This window comes from Pseudonocardia sp. NPDC049154, assembly GCF_040648315.1.
GTDB lineage: Bacteria > Actinomycetota > Actinomycetes > Mycobacteriales > Pseudonocardiaceae > Pseudonocardia.
The window spans coordinates 49,341-70,689 of sequence record NZ_JBEZDN010000004.1 but is presented as its reverse complement, the minus strand read 5'-3'; the positions used below and the strand labels follow the sequence as shown (position 1 = coordinate 70,689).

Annotated in this window: 23 protein-coding genes and 1 pseudogene; 14 read left to right on the top strand and 10 right to left on the bottom strand. The window is 74.4% G+C overall.

Annotated elements, in window-relative coordinates; translation table 11 throughout:
- Nucleotides 1-39: 39 nt before the first annotated feature.
- The 3 genes from AB0B41_RS03965 to AB0B41_RS03955 all read right to left on the bottom strand — a co-directional run bounded on the left by AB0B41_RS03965 (nt 40) and on the right by AB0B41_RS03955 (nt 2,648).
- Nucleotides 40-1,305: an aldolase/citrate lyase family protein gene (locus AB0B41_RS03965; protein ID WP_358198676.1), complete on the bottom strand. Its 1,266-nt coding sequence runs from the start codon at nt 1,303-1,305 to the stop codon at nt 40-42.
- Between the two features lie 64 nt (nt 1,306-1,369).
- A complete protein-coding gene (locus AB0B41_RS03960) occupies nt 1,370-2,044 on the bottom strand; it encodes a lysophospholipid acyltransferase family protein (RefSeq protein WP_358198674.1) in 675 nt (224 codons plus the stop codon).
- A 175-nt stretch (nt 2,045-2,219) separates the two neighbouring features.
- The gene (locus AB0B41_RS03955) at nt 2,220-2,648 is read right to left on the bottom strand and encodes a hypothetical protein (protein ID WP_358198672.1); all 429 of its coding nucleotides are present in this window, start codon (nt 2,646-2,648) and stop codon (nt 2,220-2,222) included.
- A gap of 94 nt (nt 2,649-2,742) precedes the next feature.
- Between AB0B41_RS03955 and AB0B41_RS03950 the strand changes: the two genes are divergently transcribed.
- Both AB0B41_RS03950 and AB0B41_RS03945 read left to right on the top strand, forming a co-directional pair.
- Nucleotides 2,743-3,459 carry a hypothetical protein gene (locus AB0B41_RS03950; protein ID WP_358198670.1) on the top strand — a complete coding sequence of 239 codons (717 nt, stop codon included), beginning with the start codon at nt 2,743-2,745 and terminating at the stop codon, nt 3,457-3,459.
- 126 nt (nt 3,460-3,585) lie between these two features.
- Nucleotides 3,586-5,199, top strand: coding sequence for an ATP-binding cassette domain-containing protein (locus AB0B41_RS03945; RefSeq protein WP_358198668.1), 1,614 nt, complete (start codon nt 3,586-3,588; stop codon nt 5,197-5,199).
- A gap of 36 nt (nt 5,200-5,235) precedes the next feature.
- On the opposite strand, the gene AB0B41_RS03940 is transcribed toward AB0B41_RS03945, so the two are convergent.
- Genes AB0B41_RS03940 through fbaA form a run of 3 tightly spaced genes read right to left on the bottom strand, consistent with a single transcriptional unit; the run spans nt 5,236 to nt 7,827 of the window.
- Nucleotides 5,236-6,324, bottom strand: a complete 1,089-nt coding sequence (locus AB0B41_RS03940; RefSeq protein WP_358198666.1) for an FUSC family protein — start codon at nt 6,322-6,324, stop codon at nt 5,236-5,238.
- Nucleotides 6,325-6,334: 10 nt separating this feature from the next.
- Nucleotides 6,335-6,748, bottom strand: a complete 414-nt coding sequence (locus AB0B41_RS03935) for a DUF3151 domain-containing protein (protein ID WP_232873817.1) — start codon at nt 6,746-6,748, stop codon at nt 6,335-6,337.
- 44 nt (nt 6,749-6,792) lie between these two features.
- A complete protein-coding gene (gene fbaA / locus AB0B41_RS03930) occupies nt 6,793-7,827 on the bottom strand; it encodes a class II fructose-bisphosphate aldolase (RefSeq protein ID WP_358198664.1) in 1,035 nt (344 codons plus the stop codon).
- A gap of 159 nt (nt 7,828-7,986) precedes the next feature.
- Between fbaA and AB0B41_RS03925 the strand changes: the two genes are divergently transcribed.
- The 4 genes from AB0B41_RS03925 to AB0B41_RS03910 are packed head-to-tail and all read left to right on the top strand — an operon-like array spanning nt 7,987 to nt 10,428.
- Complete coding sequence (locus AB0B41_RS03925; protein ID WP_358198662.1) at nt 7,987-8,613, top strand: SigE family RNA polymerase sigma factor; 627 nt, start codon at nt 7,987-7,989, stop codon at nt 8,611-8,613.
- 22 nt (nt 8,614-8,635) lie between these two features.
- Nucleotides 8,636-8,920, top strand: a complete 285-nt coding sequence (locus AB0B41_RS03920) for a hypothetical protein (protein ID WP_358198660.1) — start codon at nt 8,636-8,638, stop codon at nt 8,918-8,920.
- Nucleotides 8,921-8,955: 35 nt separating this feature from the next.
- The gene (locus AB0B41_RS03915; RefSeq protein WP_358198658.1) at nt 8,956-9,681 is read left to right on the top strand and encodes a VTT domain-containing protein; all 726 of its coding nucleotides are present in this window, start codon (nt 8,956-8,958) and stop codon (nt 9,679-9,681) included.
- 36 nt (nt 9,682-9,717) lie between these two features.
- Nucleotides 9,718-10,428, top strand: a complete 711-nt coding sequence (locus tag AB0B41_RS03910; protein WP_358198656.1) for a DedA family protein — start codon at nt 9,718-9,720, stop codon at nt 10,426-10,428.
- 13 nt (nt 10,429-10,441) lie between these two features.
- Here AB0B41_RS03910 and AB0B41_RS03905 read toward each other — a convergent pair whose 3' ends face one another.
- On the bottom strand, nt 10,442-11,530 hold the full coding sequence (locus tag AB0B41_RS03905; RefSeq protein WP_358198654.1) for a glycoside hydrolase family 76 protein: 1,089 nt from the start codon (nt 11,528-11,530) through the stop codon (nt 10,442-10,444).
- Between the two features lie 54 nt (nt 11,531-11,584).
- On the opposite strand from AB0B41_RS03905, the gene AB0B41_RS03900 reads away from it, so the two are divergent.
- The 4 genes from AB0B41_RS03900 (at nt 11,585) to AB0B41_RS03885 (ending at nt 14,366) form a co-directional block, all read left to right on the top strand.
- A complete protein-coding gene (locus AB0B41_RS03900) occupies nt 11,585-12,046 on the top strand; it encodes a DUF4262 domain-containing protein (RefSeq protein WP_358198652.1) in 462 nt (153 codons plus the stop codon).
- 96 nt (nt 12,047-12,142) lie between these two features.
- Complete coding sequence (locus AB0B41_RS03895; RefSeq protein ID WP_358198650.1) at nt 12,143-13,147, top strand: helix-turn-helix domain-containing protein; 1,005 nt, start codon at nt 12,143-12,145, stop codon at nt 13,145-13,147.
- 71 nt (nt 13,148-13,218) lie between these two features.
- Nucleotides 13,219-13,857 carry a DJ-1/PfpI family protein gene (locus tag AB0B41_RS03890; RefSeq protein ID WP_358198648.1) on the top strand — a complete coding sequence of 213 codons (639 nt, stop codon included), beginning with the start codon at nt 13,219-13,221 and terminating at the stop codon, nt 13,855-13,857.
- A gap of 65 nt (nt 13,858-13,922) precedes the next feature.
- A complete protein-coding gene (locus tag AB0B41_RS03885) occupies nt 13,923-14,366 on the top strand; it encodes a hypothetical protein (RefSeq protein WP_358198646.1) in 444 nt (147 codons plus the stop codon).
- A 31-nt stretch (nt 14,367-14,397) separates the two neighbouring features.
- Here the strand turns inward: AB0B41_RS03885 and AB0B41_RS03880 are convergent, their stop codons facing one another.
- Nucleotides 14,398-14,742, bottom strand: coding sequence for a DUF1330 domain-containing protein (locus tag AB0B41_RS03880; RefSeq protein ID WP_358198644.1), 345 nt, complete (start codon nt 14,740-14,742; stop codon nt 14,398-14,400).
- Nucleotides 14,743-14,923: 181 nt separating this feature from the next.
- Between AB0B41_RS03880 and AB0B41_RS03875 the strand changes: the two genes are divergently transcribed.
- Together AB0B41_RS03875 and AB0B41_RS03870 are read left to right on the top strand one after the other, a co-directional pair.
- Nucleotides 14,924-16,132 carry a thiolase family protein gene (locus AB0B41_RS03875; RefSeq protein WP_358198642.1) on the top strand — a complete coding sequence of 403 codons (1,209 nt, stop codon included), beginning with the start codon at nt 14,924-14,926 and terminating at the stop codon, nt 16,130-16,132.
- 2 nt (nt 16,133-16,134) lie between these two features.
- Nucleotides 16,135-16,833 (top strand): SDR family oxidoreductase, encoded by a 699-nt coding sequence (locus AB0B41_RS03870; RefSeq protein WP_358198640.1) that lies wholly within the window; start codon nt 16,135-16,137, stop codon nt 16,831-16,833.
- Nucleotides 16,834-17,478: 645 nt separating this feature from the next.
- Here the strand turns inward: AB0B41_RS03870 and AB0B41_RS03865 are convergent.
- Both AB0B41_RS03865 and AB0B41_RS03860 read right to left on the bottom strand, forming a co-directional pair.
- On the bottom strand, nt 17,479-18,132 hold the full coding sequence (locus AB0B41_RS03865) for a TrmH family RNA methyltransferase (RefSeq protein ID WP_358198637.1): 654 nt from the start codon (nt 18,130-18,132) through the stop codon (nt 17,479-17,481).
- A 242-nt stretch (nt 18,133-18,374) separates the two neighbouring features.
- Nucleotides 18,375-19,799, bottom strand: coding sequence for a GAF domain-containing protein (locus AB0B41_RS03860; protein WP_358198635.1), 1,425 nt, complete (start codon nt 19,797-19,799; stop codon nt 18,375-18,377).
- A gap of 181 nt (nt 19,800-19,980) precedes the next feature.
- Between AB0B41_RS03860 and AB0B41_RS03855 the strand changes: the two genes are divergently transcribed.
- Nucleotides 19,981-20,994 carry an amidohydrolase family protein gene (locus AB0B41_RS03855; protein ID WP_358198633.1) on the top strand — a complete coding sequence of 338 codons (1,014 nt, stop codon included), beginning with the start codon at nt 19,981-19,983 and terminating at the stop codon, nt 20,992-20,994.
- A pseudogene (locus AB0B41_RS03850) lies at nt 20,994-21,218 on the top strand (iron-sulfur cluster assembly protein); the annotation flags it as partial. The gene AB0B41_RS03855 and the pseudogene AB0B41_RS03850, both read left to right, overlap by 1 nt.
- Nucleotides 21,219-21,349: the final 131 nt, after the last annotated feature.

Below are 21,349 nucleotides of genomic sequence, written 5' to 3'. Positions count from 1 at the left end.
CCCGACGGCCGGGGTGGGGCCGGCCCCGTCCGGGCCCGGTCAGCGAGGGGAACGCGTGGTGCGGCGGGCGAGCCGGGACAGCTCGGCGAGGTCGGCGCCGGTCTCCTTCTCGACCCACGCGCCGTCGAGCGCGCCGCAGTCGATGCCGCGCAGCAGGAACCCGGCGAGCGCGGTGGCCGTCGCGGGCTCGTCGAGGAAGCCGGAGTCGGCACGCTCGCGGTAGGCGCGCAGCCGGACGGCGGCCGGGTCGGCGGCGCCGCGGAAGAAGGCGAACACCGCGGTGAACCGGCTGGGTAGCTGGGCCGGGTGCAGGTCCCAGCCCTGGTAGAAGCCGCGTTCGAGGGAGCGGCGGACGAGCCGGCCGTGCAGGGTCCAGGCCGCGCGCACCGCCTCCGGGGTCCCGACCGGCAGGACGTTGGTGGAACCGTCGGAGAGCCGCACACCCGTCCCCGCCGCCGCCACCTGCATCACGGCCTTGGCGTGGTCGGCCGCCGGGTGCTCCATGCTCTGGTACTCCGCCGCGATGCCGAGCGAGGCGGAGTAGTCGTAGGTGCCGTAGTGCAGGCCCGAACAGCGGCCCTCGGAGGCGACGATCATGCCGGGCAGCGGCGAGGCGCCGTCGAGCCCGATCACGGTCTGCGGGGTCTCGACCTGGATCTCGAACCGGAGCGTGCCGGCGGGCAGGCCGTGCGCCTCCTCGAGCGCGTCGAGCACCGCGACGAGGGCGGTGACCTGGGCCGGCGCGGTGACCTTCGGCAGCGTGAGGACGAACCCCGCCGGGACTCCGCCGCGCGCGGCCAGCTCGGCCACGAACGCGGTCAGCGTCCGGATCCCGCGACGACGGGTGGGCGCCTCCAGGCTGCGGAACCGGATCCCGGTGAAGGGCGGCGCGGTCCCGGCGTCGACGGCGGCGACCAGCTCCGCGGCCGCGCGGCGGACCTCGGCGTCCTCCTCGGCGTCCGGCCGCACGCCGTAGCCGTCCTCGAAGTCGATCCGCAGGTCCTCGATCGGCTCGGTGACGAGCTTGTCCCGCACCCGGGCGCGCAGCGCGTCGGCCGCGCCGGCCGGGATCCCCCAGCACGCGGCCAGCTCGGCCCGGCCGGGGGCGTGCGAGTCGAACACCTCGCAGGCGGTGGCGCCCCACGCGGCGGACACGGACCGGTCGAACCGGTCCGCCGGTACGTACACCGTGTGCACGGGCTGGCGGGTCCCGAGGTCGCCGGGGTAGGCGGTCGCGAGCACGGCGTCGACCGGGGCGAGGTCGCGGTCGACCGCGGTCGCCAGTTCCTCGGCGAGATCCGTCATGGACGGATCCTGCCTCACCGGGGGCCGGTCACACCGGACGGAGCGGCGTGATCCCTCCCGCGCCTCAGGCGGCCGCGGCCTCGCCGGGGCGCCGGTGGTAGCGGTCGACGTACTCCTGGCCGCTCAGCTGCGCGATCGCGTCGATGATCTCGTCGGTGACCGCGCGGCGGATGGCGGCGGAGCCCTCCAGGCCGTCGTACCGGCTGAAGTCCAGCGGCCGGCCGAAACGGACCTCGACCCGGGCCACGCGCGGCAGCTTCTTCCCCACGGGCTGCACCTTCTCGGTGCCCACGAGCCCGACGGGCACCACCACGGCGCCGGTGGACAGCGCGAGCGACGCGACACCCGTGTGCCCGCGGTGCAGCCGCCCGTCGAGCGAGCGGGTGCCCTCCGGGTAGATGCCGAAGGCGCCACCGGCCCGCAGCACCGTGCGCCCCGCCTCCAGCGCGGCGAGCCCGGCCTTGGCGTTGGCGCGGTCGACCGGGACGTAGCCGAGCGCGCCGAGGAAGCGCCCGATCAGCCGGCTCTTGAGGCTGCGCGAGGTGAAGTACTCGGCCTTGGCGAGGAAGGCCACGGGCCGCGGCGTGACCAGTGGGATCACGGCTGTGTCGACGGCCGCACGATGGTTCGCGGCGACGATCACCGGCCCGTGGGCCGGCACGTTCTGCACCCCCCGCACCCGCGGCCGCCAGATCATCCGCACCAGCGGCGCCAGCACCCACCTGATCAGGAACTGCATGACTCTTCGATCCTCCCCCGGGACCCGGCGCGACGCACCCCGACGTCGTCCGGACCAGTGTCGCGCACCCATTGTGACGCCCAGGTCACCGCCCTGGAACGTACCGACGACGTGACGTCGGCGGTTCCGCCACGTGAGGGAGGTCGTGCGGATTTGTGCGCTCCGCCAGGCGTGCCTAGCGCCGGAACCAGCGGTCCGCCGCCGGTCGGAACATCGCCACGAGCGCCGCGAGCACGGCCAGCACGTGCACCGCGCGCAGCACGACGATCACGATCGTCGGGCCGTCGGCCGCGGCGAGGAACTCCGGCACCGCGCCGCCCGCGGCCAGCCACCGCAGCGGCTCGACGACGAGCGAGACGGTGCCGAGCAGCCCCATCAGCAGCGCGACCGCCCACCGCACCGCGTCGCGGCCGGAGTACAGCCCGAGGACGAGGCCGGCGAGCCCGAGATGGATCGCGAACCGGACGGCGAGGGCGACGGGGCCGGGCGGTTCGGGGGTCGCGAACCGCACGAGGGTCTCCGCGACCCCGCAGCCGATCGCGGTGAACCACAGCGCGACGGAGGTGTTGACGGCGGCGGGCGCCGTCCCGGTGGTGGTCGTCATGCTCCGCAAGGCTTCCCGTCGGGCGGGTCGCGGTCCGCCCGGCCGGCCCCCGAGCCCGCGGTGGGGCGGCCCCCACCCGTTACCGTCACGGATCATGGCCGGACGCCGTCTCGACGTGCTCACCGTGCGCTGGTACGAGCGCCGCGAGGGCCCGGGCCCGATCGTGCCCCGCTGGCTCGCGGCGGCCCGGGCGCACCTGCCCGAGGCCGTGCCGCGCCGCTTCGGCGACGGCGAACCCCTCCGTGGGCGGTTCGACCGGGAAGGGGACGCCGGCCTCGCCGCCGCACACGCCCGCGCCGAGCAGCTGCTCTTCCTCGCCGGCACCCCGCCGGTGCACGCGGCCTCGCTCGCCGCCCGGCCGACCACGAGCTGGGGGCCGGTCGCGGCGCACACCCTGCACGCCGAGCGCGGCGCGGCCGACGACCGGGTGCGCGCGTTCGCGCTCGCCCTCGCCGGCCGGCACACGCTCTACGTGTCGGCCTCGGTGTGCCGCGACGTCCTCCTCGACCGCGGAACGCTCGTCCACGACCGGCCCGGCGGCGAGGAGCCGTACCTCGCCGCGCTGGGGGACTGGGTGGGCCTGCCGCCCGAGCCCCCGCTGTGGTGCTGGTTCGGCCCGGCGTACGTCCCGCTCGTGCGCCGGCACGTCCGCGCGGGAGCGGTCGCGGGCGGGTTGCTCCGCGACGAGGGGCCGTGGGTCCCCGAGCACCTGCGGGCCCGGCTCGACGAGCCCGACCCGGCCCGGCGCAGGGCCCCGCGCCTGCCCCGTGGCCTGCGCCGATCGGCCTGGCGGATGCTCCTCGGCCGTTAATCGGTTGCCGGGCCGGGCCGCCGTGCGCCAGGGTGATCACATCATGGAGCTCTGACACCACCCTGCGCCCGCGGCCGCGGCACGAGCCCGGCGGGCGAGATCCCGATCTTCCCCGGTGGTGTCGCCATGTCCGCTCCCTCTGCTCTGGTCGCCCAGGACCTCGTCCGCACGCTCGGCACGCGCCGGGTGCTCGACGGCGTGTCCCTCACCGCCGCCCCCGGCCGGCGGATCGGCCTGATCGGCGAGAACGGGGCCGGCAAGTCGACCCTTTTGCGGCTGCTGGCCGGCGCGGACGAGCCCGACGGCGGCACCGTCACGCGGCCGGCGGACCTGGGGTTCCTGCACCAGGAGATGCCGTACCACCCGGCCCACACCGTCGCCGACGTCGTCGACGACGCCCTGCGCGAGGCTCGCACCGACCTCGCCGAGCTGGACCGGATCGGGCATGCGCTCACCGAGGCGCCCGACGACGGCGACCTCCTCACCGCCTACGGCGAGCGGCTGGAGTCGGCCGAGCGGCACGCGGCGTGGGACGCCGACCGTCGCGCCGAGCTGGTCCTCGCCGGGCTGGGGCTCGGCGGGGTCGGGCACGACCGCGCGCTCGGCACCCTCTCCGGCGGGCAGCGCGGGCGCCTCGCGCTGGCCGCGCTGCTGCTCCGCCGGCCCGCGGCGCTGCTGCTCGACGAGCCCACCAACCACCTCGACGACGCCGCCGCGGCCTTCCTCGAGGAGGAGCTGCGGGGCATGCCGGGGGCGGTCGTGGTGGCGAGCCACGACCGCGCGTTCCTCGACGCGGTGTGCACGGACGTCGTCGACCTCGACCCCGCACTCGACGGGCCGACCCGCTACGGCGGCACCTACACCGACTACCTCGCGGAGAAGCGCGCCGAGCGGGAGCGCTGGGAGCGCCGGTTCGCCGAGGAGCAGGAGGAGCTCGCCGAGCTGCGGCACTCGGTGGCGGTGACCTCGCGGCGGGTCGCGCACGACCGGCCGATGCCCGACCGGGACAAGATGGGCTACGGCCGGCGCTCGCAGCGCATCGAGCGGCAGGTGTCGAGCCGGGTCCGGGCGGCGACCCGGCGGCTCGAGGAGCTGGAGCGGGACCAGGTGCGCCGCCCGCCCGCGCCGCTGCGGTTCCGCGCGCCCGCGCTGGCGGCGGCGTCGTCGGACGGCGTCCTCGTGACCCTCCGCGGGATCCGCGTCCCCGGGCGGCTCGCGGTGGACAGGCTCGACGTGACCGCGGACGACCGGCTGCTGGTCACCGGGCCGAACGGGGCGGGCAAGTCCACGCTGCTCGCCGTCCTGGCCGGGACGCTCGCCGCGGAGGGCGAGGTCCGGCGCCGCCGCCGGTTGCGCGTCGGGATGCTCGCCCAGGACACCGTGTTCGCCCGGCCGGACCGCACGGTGCGCGAGACCTGGGAGCACACGCTGGGCCCCGAGCGCGCCGAGGCGGTACCGCTCGTCTCGCTCGGCCTGGTCGCGCCGCGGGACCTGGGCGCCCGGGTCGGCGAGCTGTCGGTCGGGCAGCGCCGGCGGCTCGCGCTGGCCCTGCTGATCGCCGACCCGCCGCAGCTCCTGCTGCTCGACGAGCCCACCAACCACCTCTCGCCGCGGCTCTCCGACGAGCTGGAGGAGGCCCTGGGAAGCGGGCCCGGCGCCGTCGTCGTCGCCTCGCACGACCGCTGGCTGCGCCGCCGCTGGGCGGGCCGGGAGCTGGCGCTGCGCGCCTGTGCGCGGTAAGTGGTGCTCCAGCACCACTCACCGCGCACGGCGGGACTACAGCTCGGCGCGGAGGGCCTGCTGGGCGTCTGGCCGGCTCAGGCCGGTGGCCTGCAGCAGGTCGATCGCGATCGAGCGCAGCTGCGCGATCATCACCTGCTCGGACATGCCGAGGTCGCCGGCGGCCGCGCCCAGGATCGGCGAGTTGTGCACGAGGTCGAGGATCGGCTCCCGGGCCGCCTCACGGTCGCCGCCGCCGACCTGCGCGGTCAGCTTCTGCACCGCGGTGGCGAGCTGGGCGACGGCGTCGGGCAGGGCCTCGACGGCCGGCTCGTCGTCCTGCAGCGCGGTGAGCGCGCGGCGGGCGAGGACCCGGGCGTTGCGGAAGGCGTAGTCGGTGCGCTGGGCCAGCTCGCCGAACCGGGTCAGCTCGGCGCGGTGCGGCCGCCGCAGCGGGGCCACCGCGGTGACCTCGCGGCCGGACTTCACGGACGCGAGCAGCTCGTCGACCAGGGGCTGGCTGCGCCGGGCCCGCTGCAGCGCCTCGGCCGCCGCCGCCTCGTCCCGCTGCCGGAGCGCCTCGGCCACGCCGAACAGCACGGCGGCGAGCTCGTCGAGGGCCCGGCGCGCCTGCCGCCGGACCGGGCCGAGCGGGTGCGACGGCAGCAGCGCGGCGACGAGCAGCCCGACCGTGCCGCCGATCAGCGAGTCGACCCAGCGGTCGATCCCGCCCGTCTGCCCCGGTGGGAGCAGGGTCGCGACGAGTACGGCCGACGAGCCGGCCTGCGCGACGATCAGGGTGCCGCCGTCGGTGAACACCGCGGCCGCGACGGCGAGCATCACCACCAGGGCGATCTGCCACGGCCCGGAGCCGATCGCGGCGACCAGCAGGTCGCCGACCAGCACCCCGAGACTCACACCCACCACCAGCTCGGCGGTCCGGCGCAACCGGGACCCGAGCGAGACGCCGAGGATGATCACCGCGGCGATCGGGGCGAAGAAGGGGCGTGGATGCCCGACGAGGTCGGCCGCGACGAACCACGCCAGGCCCGCCGCCAGCCCGCACTGCACGATCGGCACCGCCGACATCCGCAGGCGGCGCGCGCCCAGGTGCAGCCGGGCGCGCGCCCGCGCCCCCACGTTCACGGTGCAGCGGTCAGGACACGCCCAGCGCGGCGGCCGCGGCGGGATCGGAGTCGGCGAGGAAGCCGCGGATCCGCTCGACCTCGTCCGTCTCGCCGATCGCCTCGGCCGAGCGCATCAGCGCACCCAGCGCACGCAGGAAGCCCTGGTTCGGCTCGTGCGACCACGGGATCGGGCCGAAGCCCTTCCACCCGTTGCGGCGCAGCTGGTCCAGGCCGCGGTGGTAGCCGGTGCGGGCGTACGCGTACGCGGCCACGGTGTGCTTCTCGGCCAGGGCGTTCTCCGCCAGGACGGCCCAGGCGATCGACGACGCGGGGTTGGCCGCCGCGACGTCCGCCGGGTCCTCGCCCGCGGCCAGCGCGGCCGCGGCGGGGTCGACGGGCAGGCGCGTGGGCTCGGGGCCCAGCAGGTTGCCGTGCAGGCTCATGTCTCCATCCTGCCCCGTCGACCCCTCGTGCGATCCGCCCGGGCTCAGCCCGCCAGGGACTTGCCGGCGGACTTCAGCGACTCGCAGGCCTCGACGACGCGCTCGGACATCGCGACCTCGGCCTTCTTGCCGTAGGAGCGCGGGTCGTAGGTCTTCTTGTTGCCGACCTCGCCGTCGACCTTCAGCACGCCGTCGTAGTTCTCGAACATGTGCCCGGCGATCGGCCGGGTGTAGGCGTACTGGGTGTCGGTGTCCACGTTCATCTTCACGACGCCGTAGGACAGCGCCTCGTGGATCTCCTCCAGCAGCGAGCCGGAACCGCCGTGGAACACCAGGTCGAACGGCTTGGAGCCCTCCGCCAGGCCGAGCTTCTGCGTGGCGACCTGCTGCCCCTCCTTGAGGATCTCCGGGCGCAGCTTGACGTTGCCCGGCTTGTAGACGCCGTGCACGTTGCCGAAGGTCGCGGCCAGCAGGTAGCGGCCCTTGTCGCCGGCGCCGAGGGCCTCCACGGTGCGCTCGTAGTCGCCGGGCGCGGTGTAGAGCTTCTCGTTGATGTCGTTGGCGACGCCGTCCTCCTCGCCGCCGACCACGCCGATCTCGATCTCCAGGATGATCTTGGCCTTGGCCGCCTCGTCGAGCAGCTCGGCCGCGATCTTGAGGTTCTCCTCGAGCTCGACCGCGGAGCCGTCCCACATGTGCGACTGGAAGAGCGGGTTCCCGCCCTTGGCCACGCGCTCCTGGCTGATCGCGATCAGCGGGCGGACGAAGCCGTCGAGCTTGTCCTTCGGGCAGTGGTCCGTGTGCAGCGCCACGTTGACCGGGTAGGAGTCCGCGACCACGTGGGCGAACTCGGCGAGCGCGGTCGCACCGGTGACCATGTTCTTCACCCGGGTGCCGGAGAGGAACTCGGCACCGCCCGTCGAGACCTGCACGATGCCGTCGCTGCCCGCCTCGGCGAAGCCGCGCAGGGCCGCGTGCAGCGTCTCGGAGCTGGTCACATTGATGGCCGGGTACGCATACTCCCCGCTCTTGGCCTTGTCCAGCATCTCGTTGTAGATCTCGGGGCTGGCGATCGGCATCTGAAGTGCCCTCCTCGGGTCCGCGTATTTCGCCCGCCAGTATCACCCACCAGCGCCGACGCGCCGAATGACGTGATGGTCGACTCCGCGGGCCCCGTCCACGGCACCGACTCCGCGAGCTCCGTCTGCGCGAACCGCACGCTCGATAAGGTGGCCCCCGTGGGGGCTGGAGCGAACCCGGTGGACACCGGCGGCTACGAGAGCACGGTCGAGCGCACGCTGAGCAGGCTGCGCCGGATCGACTCGCGGCCGGATCCCGCGGTGGCCGCCCCGCCGCCGCAGGCCCCGGGCGCCCCGCTCACCCTCGCCGACCTCTACCGCGACCACCGGATGCGGCTGGTCCGGCTCGCCGTGCTGCTCGTCGACGAGCCGGCCACCGCCGAGGACGTCGTCCAGGAGGCCTTCGCCGGGCTGCACCGGCACTGGGCCGGGCTGCGCGACGAGGCCGCCGCCGTCGGGTACCTGCGCACCGCCGTCGTCAACGGGTCCCGGTCGGTGCTGCGCCGGCGCCGCACGGCCCGCGAGTACGTGGCCCCGCACCAGGTCAACGCCCGGTCCGCCGAGTCCCTGGCGATGCTCTCGGCCGAGCACCAGGCCGTCGTCGACGCGCTGGGCACGCTGCCCCCGCGGCAGCGGGAGGTCCTGGTGCTGCGCTACTACGGCGGGTTGTCCGAGGCCGAGATCGCCGAGGCCGCCGGGATCACCCGCGGCACGGTCAAGTCGACGGCCAGCCGGGCGCTCGACGCGGTGGCCCGTGTCATGGCCGAACGGTCCGGGGGAAGATAGTCCCCGGGAGGACACACCAACCATGACGAACCCGCACGCCCACGCGAACCCGAACCCCTCGGTCGACCCCGGTCGCCGGCTGGCCGAGGCGCTGCACGCGCAGGCGGTCTCCTCCGCGTCCGCGCCCGCCGGGCACCCGGTCGCGCACACCGCCCCGCGGCGGTCCCCGGAGCCGCGGGCCGACGCCGCGCTGCGCCGGCAGATCGTGTGGGCGCTGGTGATCGCCCTGCTCGCGGGCCTGGTGCTGGGCGCGGGGATCGGGCTCGTCTCGCTGCTCTTCCCCGGGGTCCTTCCCACGGTCGGCTGACGGGACGCACAGGTACGCCCGGTACCGTCCTCCGCGTGACCCACACGCTTGCCCTGGGGCCCGAATGGTTGAAGCCCGACGTCATCATCGGCTGGCTCGGCCCCTGGGCGCTGCTGGGCCTGGCCCTCATCGTCTTCGCCGAGTGCGGCCTGCTGCTGGGGTTCTTCCTGCCCGGTGACTCCCTGCTGTTCACCGCCGGCCTGTTCGTGGCAACGGGGGCGATCCGCACCCCGCTGTGGGTGGTCTGCCTGCTGCTCGTGGTCGCGGCCTTCGTCGGCAACGCGTGTGGCTACGGCATCGGGCGCAAGGCCGGCCCGGCCATCTTCGACAAGCCGAAGAGCAGGTTGTTCAAGCCGCAACACGTGACGAAGACGCAGGAGTTCTTCGACAGGTACGGCAACCGCGCGATCGTCCTCGGCCGTTTCGTGCCCATCGTCCGCACGTTCATCACCGTGATGGCCGGCGTCGGGAAGATGGACGCGAAGCGCTACCTCACGTACTCGCTGATCGGGGGCGTGGCCTGGGCCGCCGGTGTCACGGTGCTCGGCTACTTCCTGGGCCAGATCGAGTTCGTGCGGGAGAACATCGAACTGATGCTCATCCTGATCGTGCTGCTGTCGGTGGTGCCGATCGCGGTCGAGTTCCTGCGCGCGCGGCGGCAGTCCCACGGGGCCGTCGCGGTCGAGGGCCACGACCCCGACGCGACCACCCGCATCCCGGTCGTCCGGCCGGACGAGCGCCCGCCCGGCCACCACCGCTGATCGACGCCGACCGACGCAGCCGACCCGGAGGAGCACGTGCGACAGACGGTCCTGGCCTTCGACCCGCTCGGCTCGGCCGGGCCGGTCACGGTCTGGGTCGTCGTGCTCGCGTTCGTGTTCCTGGAGTGCGCGTTCGTCATCGGGCTGTTCCTGCCGGGCGACTCGCTGCTCGTCGCGGCGGGCGTGGTGCTCGCCGCCCAGCAGCACGAGCTCTCGGCCTGGCTGCTCTCGGCCGCCGCGGTGATCGTCGCGGTCGCCGGCAACCAGGTCGGCTACCTCGTGGGGCGCTACACCGGGAACCGGATCAAGGTCCGCAAGGGCGGGAAGCTCCTGACCAGGGAGAACCTCGACCGGGCGGGCCGCTTCCTCGACCGGTGGGGGTTCTGGTCGGTCGTCGTGGCCCGGTGGGTGCCGTGGGTCCGCACGCTCGCCCCGGCCATCGCGGGCGCGGCGCGGATGGACAACCGCAAGTTCCTGCTGGCCAACCTGGTCGGCGCCCTCGCGTGGGTGCCCACGCTGATGATGCTCGGCTACTACGCCGCCGGCCTGCTCGACCGCATCCCGTGGGTGCGGCACGTGGCGGTCGTCGCGGCGATCGCCTTCTTCGTGGTCGGCACCGCCGTCGGGGTCGTCCGGTACGTCATGGAGGTGCGGCGGCCGGTCGACGACGAGGCGCGGGTCGGATCCGGCGCCACCCCCTCCGGGGCCGGCCCGGGCGTCGACCCCACGGCGGCCGACCGGCCCTGATCGGCCCCGATCCTCAGGCGGCGCCCGTGCGCTCCAGCCGGGCGGCGGCCTCCAGCAGCATCCAGCCCGAGAGCTGCACCGACAGGTCACCCTCCGGCGCCCCGGCGGCCGGCCGGCGGGCGGGCCGGCGCCAGTCGTGCGCGAACGCCGGCCCCGCGGCCGTGTCCGCCCGGTTCTCCCACACCGACTCCGCGCTGGCCAGGACGAGGTCGCGGGCGTGCGGCAGCCTCGGCCGCCGGACCGCGGCGTCGGCCAGGTAGCGGGCGAGGATGCCGTTGAACAGGCCGCCGTCGCCGCCGTCGTCGTAGCCGCCGATCACCCCGCTCGGCTCGGCCAGGCCGCGCGCCGTCGCCGCCAGCACCGCGGCGGCCCGCTCGTGCCAGCGGGCGTCCCCCTCCCGCTGCGCGAGCTCGACGCAGGCGCCGAGGTACACGCCCTGGCAGTACGTGTAGGTGGTGCCCGCGACCTCCCGGACCGCGCCCCCGGCGTCGAGCCGGACGCCGTCGCGGACCAGGCCCGAGGCCGGGTCGACGAGGGTGGCCGCCATCCAGTCCGTGAGCGCGGCGGCCGTCACCAGGTCGTCCGACGAGCCGGTGCGGGCAAGCAGGATCGCGGCCGGGCCGTTGGCGGGGGCGTTCTTGAAGTCGTCGCCGCGGCGCCACCAGATCCCACCGCCGCCCGCCGGGGTGTGCGCGGCGCGGATCCGGGCCGTGACGGCGTCGAGCGCCCCGTGGCGGCTGCGCACCCGCACCCCCGCCCGCTGGACGGCCAGGCCGAACCAGGCGATGTCGTCGTAGTAGTCGTTGGTCCAGCGGCCGAGGTTGCGGACCCGCACGCCCCGGACCATCCCGGCGATCGCGGCCGCGCGGCTCCGGTCCGGCGCCCGGATCTGGGCGTCGACCAGGCAGTCGAGCAGGTGGGCCTGCCACCAGTAGTGCCACGGCCCGACGAGCGCCCGGGCCCGCTCGCGCGGCGCGGCGGGCCGCGGGCTGCGGACCTGCCCGATCCGGGTGGCCGGCAGCGCGCCGCCGACGCGGTGCAGGTAACGACGGGTGACCGCGCGTTCCGCGGCGGCCGCCCGGTCCGTCCACAGGCTGGTCATCGCCGCGATCATCGCAGAGATTTTCTGTCGGGGGTCGGGCCTACCGTCCGCGGCATGAACCCCGAGATCCCGTCCGAGATCCCCTCCGAGCTCGTCCACCGCATCGACCAGTACGAGGCCTGGCAGCGCGAGACCATCCGCCGGCACGGCTGGGCGCTGCAGGCGGTGCTGGGGGATGCCGACGGTCCGCCGTTCGTCTACACGGTCGGGCTGTCCGGCTTCGACCATCCCGAGCTGATCGTGTTCGCGGTCAACCAGGCCACGGCGGCGCGGGCGCTGAACCGGCTGGGGGAGTACGTCCGGCTCGGCGGCCGGCTCGGCCCCGGGGACACGGTGGGCCTGCCCGAGGGCCTGGTCAGCCTGCTCGCCTTCCCCGACTCCGCGGACTGGCTGCTGGGCGCAAACCGGCTGTACCGGGTCCCGGGCGGGCCACCGGTCGAGGCGCTGCTGGTGGTTCCCGAGGAGGGCTACGCCGAGGAGCCCGGGGAGGACCTGCCCTGCCGGTTCTGTGGGTGAGGGGCGGGATCCGCGGGGTGCGGCGGCGGAATCCGTGGCCGGATCCGAGGGCTCCCCGTCGTTGACGCCATGACCGGGGTCCGCGACCGTGGAGTCGTGACCCACCGATCCGGCCGCCAACGCGTGGTGGTCCCCCTCTTCGACGGCATCCAGCCGCTCGACGTCGTGGGGCCGCACGAGGTGCTGCGCATCGCGACCTACGTGGCGGGCGGCCGGGGGTACGACGTCGAGCTGGTCGGCGTGCGGCCGGGTCCGGTGCGCTCGGAGACCGGGCTGGACCTCGTCGCCCGCAGCGGCCTGCCGACCGGGCCGATCGACACCCTGCTCGTCCCGGGCGGCGGCGGCGCGCGTCGGCAGGGGCCGTCGGGCAGCCGCGGCAACGAGACCGAGCTGGTGAACTGGATCCGGCACGTCGCGCCGCAGACGCGGCGGCTGGTGTCGGTGTGCACCGGGGCGTTCCTGCTGGCGGCGGCCGGGTTGCTCCGCGGCGAGCCCGCGACCACCCACTGGCGGTGGGCCGAGCGGCTGTCCGAGGAACACCCGGAGGTCGACGTCCTGCCGGACCCGATCTACGTGCGCAGCGGTCGGATCTGGAGCTCGGCCGGGGTCACGGCGGGGATGGACCTCGCGCTGGCGCTGGTCGAGGAGGACCTCGGGCCGGACGTGGCACAGAGCGTGGCGCGCGAGCTGGTGCTGCCGGTCCGCCGCGCGGGCGGGCAGAGCCAGTACGCCAGCCCGGTCTGGGCGCCGCCGGCCCCGCGGCCGTCCGTGCGCGCGGCCCAGGACATCGTGCACGCCGAGCCGGCCGCGGACCTGCGGGTCCCGGTGCTCGCGGCGCGAGTGGGGATGAGCGAGCGGCACTTCGCCCGCGAGTTCACCCGGCTCGTGGGCACCCCGCCCGGCGTGTACGTCGAGCGGGTGCGGGTCGAGGCGGCCCGCGGCCTGCTCGAGTCGGGCGGGCTCACCGTCACCGCGGTGGCCTCGCGGGCCGGGTTCGGCTCGGCCGAGACCATGCGCCGCGCCTTCCTCCGCCGCCTCGGGGTGGCGCCCGACCACTACCGCCGCCGGTTCGCCGGCCGGCCCGGTATCGCCGGGAGCTGACCCGCGCACCGTCCGACCGACCGTCGCCGTCGGCCGGTCAGCCGGTCCTGTCCTGCCCGAAGGAGCCCGCCATGCAGGTCGCCATCCCGCTCTTCCCCCGCCTGACCGCCCTCGACGCGATCGGCCCCTACGAGGTGCTGCAGCGCGTGCCGGACCTCGAGGTGGTGTTCGTCGGCGCCGAGCACGGCGAGGTCCGCACCGAGAACGGGATGCTCGGCCTCACGGTCGACGCGACGTTCGCCGAGGTGCCCGATCCCGCGGTCGTGGTCGTGCCCGGTGGGATCGGCAGCCGCGACCACCTCGACGGCAGCCCGCTCGTCGACTGGGTGCGCGCCGTGCACCCCGGCACCCGTGCGACCACGTCGGTCTGCACCGGATCCCTGATCCTCGGCGCGGCCGGGCTGCTCAGGGGCCTGCCCGCGACCACGCACTGGGGCGCGGTCGACATCCTGGCGCGCTTCGGCGCCGAGCCCGTGCGGCAGCGCGTCGTCGAGCTGCCGGAGCAGCGGATCACCACCGCCGCCGGCGTCTCGTCCGGGATCGACATGGCGATCCGGCTGGTCGCGCGCCTGGTCGACGAGGTCGCCGCGCAGGCTGCCCAGGTCTACGTCGAGTACGACCCGGAGCCGCCGTACAAGGCCGGCCACCCGGACCAGGTCGGCGAGGAGGTCATGGCGCGGATCGCGGAGTACCGCGCCGCCCGCTCCTGATCCGTGTTCCGCCCTCTGCCGAGGGTCCGCGACCCGGACCTCCGGCCACCGTCGAAGGAGACGTCATGTCGATCCGTTCCACGCTTCCCGTCACCACCCGCCCCCGCACCCGTGCCGAGCTGCGCGCCGTCGTGACGGATCGCCGGTTCGTCCGGCACTACGTCGAGATGGTCGTCGCGATGGTCCTCGGCATGGTCGTGCTGCTCCCGCTCTGGCGGCTCGCCGGCCTGCCCGACGTGAGCGGCTCGGTCGAGCTGCACTCGTTGCTGATGGCCACCTCGATGACCGTCGGGATGAGCGCGTGGATGCTGGTGCGCCGGCACTCGTGGGCGGCGATCGGCGAGATGGCGGCGGCGATGTACCTGCCGTTCGTGGTGCTCTTCGTGCCGTTCTGGGCCGGCCTCCTCGACGGGCACGGCGTGATGATGGCCGGGCACGTCCTGATGCTCCCGGCCATGCTGCTGGCGATGCTGCGCCGGCCCGCCGAGTACGTCGGCCACCACCACTAGCCGCGGGCCGCGCCACCCGCGGGTCACCTCGTCACCGGGCGGCCTCGACCGGGAGACCGGCCAGGACGTCGGTGGCGAGGTGCTCCGGCCCCACGCCCTGCACGAGGATCGCGGCGCCCTCCGAGTTGCGGGTCCGCAGCGGCAGGATCGCCCGGTACCCGGGCGAGCGGTACCACGCCCGGGCCTCTTCGAGCCCGGGGAAGGCGATCACCACGAGGTTGCCGGGGAACTCGCCCTCGAGCACCTCGGGCAGGTCGCCGTGGATCAGGAAGGTGCCGCCGTAGGGCGCGAGCGTGGCGTCGATCCGCTGCAGGTACTCCACGATCTCGGCGTTCGGCGTCACGCTGCGCAGGTGGGCGACGGCGTAGGCGGTCATGTCGTTCCTCCTCGTTCCGGGTGTCGGCGTCGAGCGTCGCCCCGGAGCGGGCGCCGGTCGATGACGTCGGAGATGAGGCCGCTGTGCACCTCGACCGGACGTGACGCGGCGCACCCTTGCTGAGTTCCTCTTTGCAACGCAGACTGGGTTGCATCGAGGCACTCAGATCGAGGAGGATCCGATGCGGGACGCGGTGATCGTCGAGGCCGTCCGGACGCCAGTCGGCAAGGGCAAGCCGGGCGGCGCGTACGCCGAGGTGCACCCGGTCGAGCTGCACGCGCACGCCATCCGCAGTGCGGTGGAGCGGGTGCCGGGGCTGCGCCCGGGCGAGGTCGACGACGTCATCGGCGGGGTCGTCGGGCAGGTCGGCGAGCAGAGCGGCAACACCACCCGGTTCGCCGCGCTGGCCGCGGGCCTGCCGGAGTCGGTGCCGGCCACCACCGTCGACCGCCAGTGCGGCAGCAGCCAGCAGGCCCTGTCCTTCGCGGCGCAGGGCGTGATCGCCGGGGCCTACGACGTGGTCGTCGCCTCCGGCGTCGAGTCGATGTCGCACGTGCCGATCGGCAGCTCCGCGAACGTCGACGGCGTGCGGGCGGACGTGCACGGCCCGTCGATCGCCCGGATCTACCCCGGCGGGCTGATCCCCCAGGGCGTGAGCGCCGAGCTGATCGCCCGCAGGTGGGGCCTGTCCCGCACGCAGCTCGACGAGTTCGCGCTGACCAGCCACCAGCGCGCCGCGGCCGCGTGGGAGCAGGGGTTCTTCGCCTCACAGGTCGCGCCGCTCAAGGTCGCGCACGCCGACGGCACCGTCACACAGCTCGAGCGGGACGAGACCGTCCGTCCGGGCACCACCCTCGAGGCGCTCGCCGGGCTGCGGCCGGCGTTCGCCGATTCGCGTTGGACCGACCGCTTCGGCGATCTCGACTGGAAGGTCACCGCGGGCAACTCGTCGCCGATCAACGACGGCTCCGCCGCCCTCGTCGTGACCACGAGCGAGATCGCCGCACAGCGCGGCTGGCGGCCGCGCGCCCGGATCCACACCACCACCGTCACCGGCGACGACCCGGTGTACATGCTCACCGGGATCATCCCGGCGACGGCGAAGGTCCTGGCCAGGGCCGGGCTGACGATCGCGGACATCGACGCCTTCGAGGTCAACGAGGCCTTCTCCTCGGTCGTCCTCGCCTGGCTCGCCGAAACCGGCGCGGACCCGGCGAAGGTCAACGTCGACGGCGGCGCCATCGCCATCGGCCACCCGCTCGGCGCCAGCGGCGCCCGGATCGCCACCACGCTGCTCGGCGTCCTCGAGCGGACGGGTGGGCGCTACGGACTGCAGACCATGTGCGAGGCGGGCGGCACCGCCAACGCCACCATCATCGAGAGGCTCTGACCATGGACATCTCCGGGAGCGTCGCGCTGGTCACCGGCGCGAACCGCGGGCTCGGCAGGGAGCTCGCCGCGCAGCTTCTCGAGCGCGGCGCCAAGATCGTCTACGCGGCCGTCCGCGACCCGCAGTCGGTCGGCGACGAGCGGCTGGTCCCCGTGGCGCTCGACGTCACGGACCCCGAGTCGGTCCGGCGGGCCGCCGAGGCGTGCGGCGACGTCACGCTCGTCGTGAACAACGCCGGCCGGGCCGGGGCCGGGTCGCTGCTCACCGCCGACCTCGACGCGGTGCGGGCCGAGCTGGAGACGAACTACCTCGGCCCGCTGCAGGTGGTCCGGGCGTTCGCGCCGGTGCTCGCGCGCAACGGCGGCGGCGCGGTCGTCGACGTGCTGTCCGTGCTGTCCTGGCTGGCGCTGCCGGCCTCCGGCTCGTACTCGGCGTCGAAGGCGGCGGCGTGGTCGCTGACCAACTCGGTCCGCGCCGAGCTGCGCGGCCAGGGCACGCTCGTCGTCGGGGCGCACATGGGCTACATGGACACCGACATGACCGCCAGTCTCGACGTCCCGAAGATCCCGCCGGCACAGGTCGCCGCGCAGATCCTCGACGCCGTCGCCGCAGGTGAGGAGGAGGTCCTGGCGGACGACATCACCCGCGGAGCCAAGCAGCTGCTCAGCGGACCTCCCGGCGCCCTCGCCCCGTCGCGCTGACCAACGGGCGCGGTGACGGACGTCGAGGTACGGACCGATGCTCGCGGGGATCGTGGTGGCACGCCTCCCCGAAGATCCGCGCGAGCGTGACGGGAGCGCTGCCGGCACCACCACACGGTCACACTCGCAGCGATCTTTGGCGATACCCGTCCCTGAAGATCCACGTGAGCGTGACGAGAGGGCTGTCGGCACGACCGCACCGTCACACTCGCAAGGATCTTGGCGGCACACGCTTCGAAGATCTGCGCGAATGTGGCAGGAGCGTCGTCGTCACCACCGCACCGTGACACTCGCGGCGATCTTGGCGGTACCCGTTCCCGAAGATCCGCGTGAGCGTGACGGGAGGGCTGTCGGCACCACCACACCGTCACACTCGCAGCGATCTTGGCGGTACCCGTCCCTGAAGATCCGCGCGAGTGTGACAGGAGAGCTGTCGGCACGACCGCACCGTCACGCTCGCGGCGATCTTTGGCGGTACCCGTTCCCGGATATCCACGCGAGTGCGACAGGAGCGTCGGCACCGCCGCGCCGTCACACTCGAAGCGATCATGGTGCTGCTGACCGGGCCGTGATCGTCGCCGGCGTGACCGGAGCGCTGCCGGACCCGCCGCGCTGTCACACTCGTGCGAATCTTGGGCGGCGCCGCTACCAGGCGCGGGAGAGGTCGGCGTGCTGCCGGACCCAGGCGTGCATGGTGATGCCGGCGGCGACACCGGCGTTGATCGAGCGGGTGGAGCCGAACTGGGCGATCGAGACCAGGAGGTCGGCGCCGGCCCGGGCCTCGTCCGTCAGGCCCGGGCCCTCCTGGCCGAAGAGCAGCACCGCCTCGCGCGGCAGCTCGGCGGTCTCCAGCGGCACCGAGCCCGTGGTGTTGTCGACCGCGACCACCGCGAGCCCGTGCTCGCGGGCGAAGGCGAGCAGCTCGGCGACGTCCGGGTGGTGGTGCAGCGTCTGGTAGCGGTCGGTGACCATCGCGCCGCGCCGGTTCCAGCGCCGTCGACCGACGATGTGGACCGCGGCCGCGGCGAACGCGTTGGCGGTGCGGACGACCGTGCCGATGTTGTGGTCGTGCCCGAAGTTCTCGATCGCGACGTGGAACGGGTGGACGCGGGTCGCGAGGTCGGCGACCACGGCCTCGCGCCGCCAGTACCGGTAGGCGTCGACGACGTTGCGCCGGTCACCGTGGGCGAGGAGCTCGGGGTCGTAGCGCGGGTCGTCGGGCCACGGCCCCTCCCACGGGCCGACGCCCACCTGGTCGGGCACGGCCCACTCGGTCGCCCCGCGACTGTCCTCCTCCACGACCCCATGATCCCGCCCGACGTCGCCCAGTCGCACACGACTCCGCCACCGCACACCCGCCGCACCCCCACAACCCGTGCGCGAGTGCCCGCAAAGACTGCGCCACCCCGGTCGACCGGACTCCCGATCAGCAATGCGCGCCGCCGTCGACCATGATCCACGTCCGGGCAGCGCAACGTTCGCTTTCCGGACGTTCGCTGCCGAACCGTGGATCTTGCCGCCGACTGCGGTGCAGGGAGCAGTCAGTCGGAGGTGCGGATGCCGTACTGCGCGATCTTGCGGTAGACCGTGGCGCGGCTCATCCCCAGCATCTCGGCGGCCTGGGTGACCGTGACACCGGGTTCGGCGAGGCAGCGGGCGATCTCGTCGCGCTCGAGGGTCTCGATGCGGGTCAGCGTGCGGCTGGAGCCGCAGAGGACCTCGGGGGCGAGGTGCCGGGCGTCGACGACGTCGCTTCGGGTCACGGCCTCGCGGACGACCCGCCGCAGCTGCTCGACGTTGCCCGGCCAGGAGAAGGTCCGCATCGCCTTGACCGCGGCCGGGGTGAACCGGACCTCCCGCCCGCGGGCCCGGGCGCCGAGGTGCTCGGCGAGGGGGAGGACGTCGTCGGGACGGCGGCGCAGCGGCGGCACCTCGACCACGACGTCGACGAGCCGGGCGAGCGGGGCCGGGATCGCCGCGGCCTCCGACGCGGTCACGGCGAGCGACGACCGCGGCGCGGCCGCCACGATCCCCGCCAGCTCGGTGGCGGCCCACTGCGGGAGCGCGTCGACCCCGCCGGCGATGACGCTCGTCGTCTCCTTGGCGAGCTCGGGGGTCCACAGCGCGAGCCAGGCCTCGGCGTCGCGCGGGTTCGGCGGCCGGGCGTTGAGGATCCGGTGGTCGCGGTGCACCATCCGCAGCGCCGTGCCGAGCAGCGCGGTCTTGCCCGCGCCGGCCTCGCCGACCACGGCGACGACCTGCCCCGCGCGCAGCGCCGCGACCACCTCGTCGAGCGCCGCCCGCCAGGCCCGGCCGAGCTCGGGCGGCGCGTCGGCACCGCGGTGCGTGGAGTACACGCGGAAGACCTCGCCCCGCGGGGTCGGCCGCGGCTCGGCGCCGCGGCCGCGGGCGAGCATGAGCGCGCTGGTGTGCCCGGCGGCCATCTGCGCCAGGGCGAGGAGGAGCCCGTCGGACTTGTCCGACCAGGTGGTGAGGTTGACGCTGCCGACGAGCCGCCCGAACACCGGGTCCATCACCGGCACCGCCGCGCAGGTGTAGCCCCAGAGGCCGGTGCAGTAGTGCTCGTCGCCGCGGACGAGCGACGGCGCGCGGTCGGCCAGCGCGAGGCCGAGCCCGTTGGTGCCCGCCTCCCGCTCGGAGAAGGCGAAGCCGGGGGCGAGGTAGGTCCGGTCGAGCGCGTCGACCAGCGCCTTCTCGTCGCACATCCGGCTGAGCACGAGGCCGTCGGCGTCGGTGAGCATGAGACTGACCGGCTCGCCGGCGAGGGTGTCCCGCAGGCCGTGCAGCACCTCGTTGCCGCACTCGTAGAACAGCGACTGGTCGTCGACCGCGCCGGTGAACGCCGGGTTCACCGCGTCGAGCGGGATCCCGTAGCTCTCGCTGCGCCGCCACGACGCGGACAACCGCGGGGCCGCGACACCGCCGCCTCGTCGGATCTCCTCCACGCGCACCTCCTCGAGCGCCACCCGCCCCTCGACTCTGACACAGCGCGCCGGACGCCCGGTGCGACCCGCGTCTCAGGTTGAGACTCGAATCGGCCCAACCCGGCCGTCCGGCTGCCTAGCGTCGCCGCCAACCCGAACACGCTGCTGCGACGACCAGAGCCGACCAGCCAGGAGGACAACGATGTACTCGAAGGACGGGGAGAACTACCTCATCGTCGACGCCCACATCGCGTTGTGGGACGCCCGACCGGAGAACCAGCGCAACATCCACGGCAAGCAGTTCATCGACTGCTTCTACGACTACCACCGCAACCTCAGCCCGGAGTCCGAGGTCTGGCCCTACGAGGAGTACCTCTACCAGGGCGGCGACCGGCTGATGCACGACCTGTTCGAGGTCGGCTACGTCGACCACGCGATCTTCCAGCCGGCGGCGCTCGGCGAGTTCTACAACAACGGATTCGGGCAGACCGAGGAGGCGTTCGCGCTCGCGCAGGCCCACCCGGACAAGCTCACCTACAACCACTGCTGGGACCCGCGCTTCGGTGAGGTAGGCCTGAAGCAGCTGCGCGAGGACGCGAAGCGGTTCAACCTCAAGGGCTGCAAGCTCTACACCGCGGAGTGGCACGGCGACTCCCGCGGCTGGAAGCTCGACGACCCGTGGTCCTACCGCTACCTCGAGGCGGCCCAGGAGCTGGGGATCACGAACATCCACATCCACAAGGGCCCGACCATCCGGCCGCTGGACCGCGACGCGTTCGACGTGGCCGACGTCGACAAGGTCGCCACCGACTTCCCCGACATGAACTTCGTGGTCGAGCACTGCGGCCTGCCGCGGCTCGAGGACTTCTGCTGGATCGCCACCCAGGAGCCGAACGTCCACGCCGGTCTCGCGGTCGCGATCCCCTTCATCCACACCCGGCCGAAGTACTTCGCGCAGATCATCGGCGAGCTCCTCTACTGGCTCGACGAGGACCGCATCCAGTTCTCCAGCGACTACGCCCTCTGGACGCCGCGCTGGCTGGTCGAGAAGTTCGTCGACTTCCAGATCCCCGAGGACATGACCGAGTACGCGCCGCTCACCACCGCGCAGAAGAAGAAGATCCTCGGGCTCAACGCCGCCGCGATGTACGACATCCCGGTCCCGGCCGAGCTGCAGCTCCCGCGCGAGGAGCCGCAGGCCGTGGCGGTGGCGTGATGAGCCCCGTCGGCCGGTCCCGGCAGGAGGACGCCTGGCGGGCGCTCGACGCCGTCGTCGACCCCGAGCTCGACGAGCCGATCACCGACCTGAAGTTCGTGCGGTCCCTCGACGTGACCGGCGCCGACGTCATGGTGCACCTGCGGCTGCCCACCAGCTTCTGCGCCCCGAACTTCGCCTACCTGATGGCGTCGGACGCGAAGGACGTGCTCACGGCGCTGCCGTGGACCCGCCGCGTGGGGGGGGGGGGGGGCGGCCCCCCCCCCCCCCCCCCCCGAAAAAAACGGGGGGGCGCCCGCCGCCGCGCCCCCCGCCCCCAACACCCCCCCGCACCGCAGGGCCCAGAGGGGGGGCG

Coding starts and splice junctions, on each gene's coding strand:
- AB0B41_RS03965 (WP_358198676.1), bottom strand. CDS start 1,305: ATGACGGATCTCGCCGAGGAACTGGCGACCGCGGTCGACCGCGACCTC.
- AB0B41_RS03960 (WP_358198674.1), bottom strand. CDS start 2,044: ATGCAGTTCCTGATCAGGTGGGTGCTGGCGCCGCTGGTGCGGATGATC.
- AB0B41_RS03955 (WP_358198672.1), bottom strand. CDS start 2,648: ATGACGACCACCACCGGGACGGCGCCCGCCGCCGTCAACACCTCCGTC.
- AB0B41_RS03950 (WP_358198670.1), top strand. CDS start 2,743: ATGGCCGGACGCCGTCTCGACGTGCTCACCGTGCGCTGGTACGAGCGC.
- AB0B41_RS03945 (WP_358198668.1), top strand. CDS start 3,586: ATGTCCGCTCCCTCTGCTCTGGTCGCCCAGGACCTCGTCCGCACGCTC.
- AB0B41_RS03935 (WP_232873817.1), bottom strand. CDS start 6,748: ATGAGCCTGCACGGCAACCTGCTGGGCCCCGAGCCCACGCGCCTGCCC.
- fbaA (WP_358198664.1), bottom strand. CDS start 7,827: ATGCCGATCGCCAGCCCCGAGATCTACAACGAGATGCTGGACAAGGCC.
- AB0B41_RS03920 (WP_358198660.1), top strand. CDS start 8,636: ATGACGAACCCGCACGCCCACGCGAACCCGAACCCCTCGGTCGACCCC.
- AB0B41_RS03905 (WP_358198654.1), bottom strand. CDS start 11,530: ATGACCAGCCTGTGGACGGACCGGGCGGCCGCCGCGGAACGCGCGGTC.
- AB0B41_RS03900 (WP_358198652.1), top strand. CDS start 11,585: ATGAACCCCGAGATCCCGTCCGAGATCCCCTCCGAGCTCGTCCACCGC.
- AB0B41_RS03890 (WP_358198648.1), top strand. CDS start 13,219: ATGCAGGTCGCCATCCCGCTCTTCCCCCGCCTGACCGCCCTCGACGCG.
- AB0B41_RS03885 (WP_358198646.1), top strand. CDS start 13,923: ATGTCGATCCGTTCCACGCTTCCCGTCACCACCCGCCCCCGCACCCGT.
- AB0B41_RS03880 (WP_358198644.1), bottom strand. CDS start 14,742: ATGACCGCCTACGCCGTCGCCCACCTGCGCAGCGTGACGCCGAACGCC.
- AB0B41_RS03875 (WP_358198642.1), top strand. CDS start 14,924: ATGCGGGACGCGGTGATCGTCGAGGCCGTCCGGACGCCAGTCGGCAAG.
- AB0B41_RS03870 (WP_358198640.1), top strand. CDS start 16,135: ATGGACATCTCCGGGAGCGTCGCGCTGGTCACCGGCGCGAACCGCGGG.
- AB0B41_RS03855 (WP_358198633.1), top strand. CDS start 19,981: ATGTACTCGAAGGACGGGGAGAACTACCTCATCGTCGACGCCCACATC.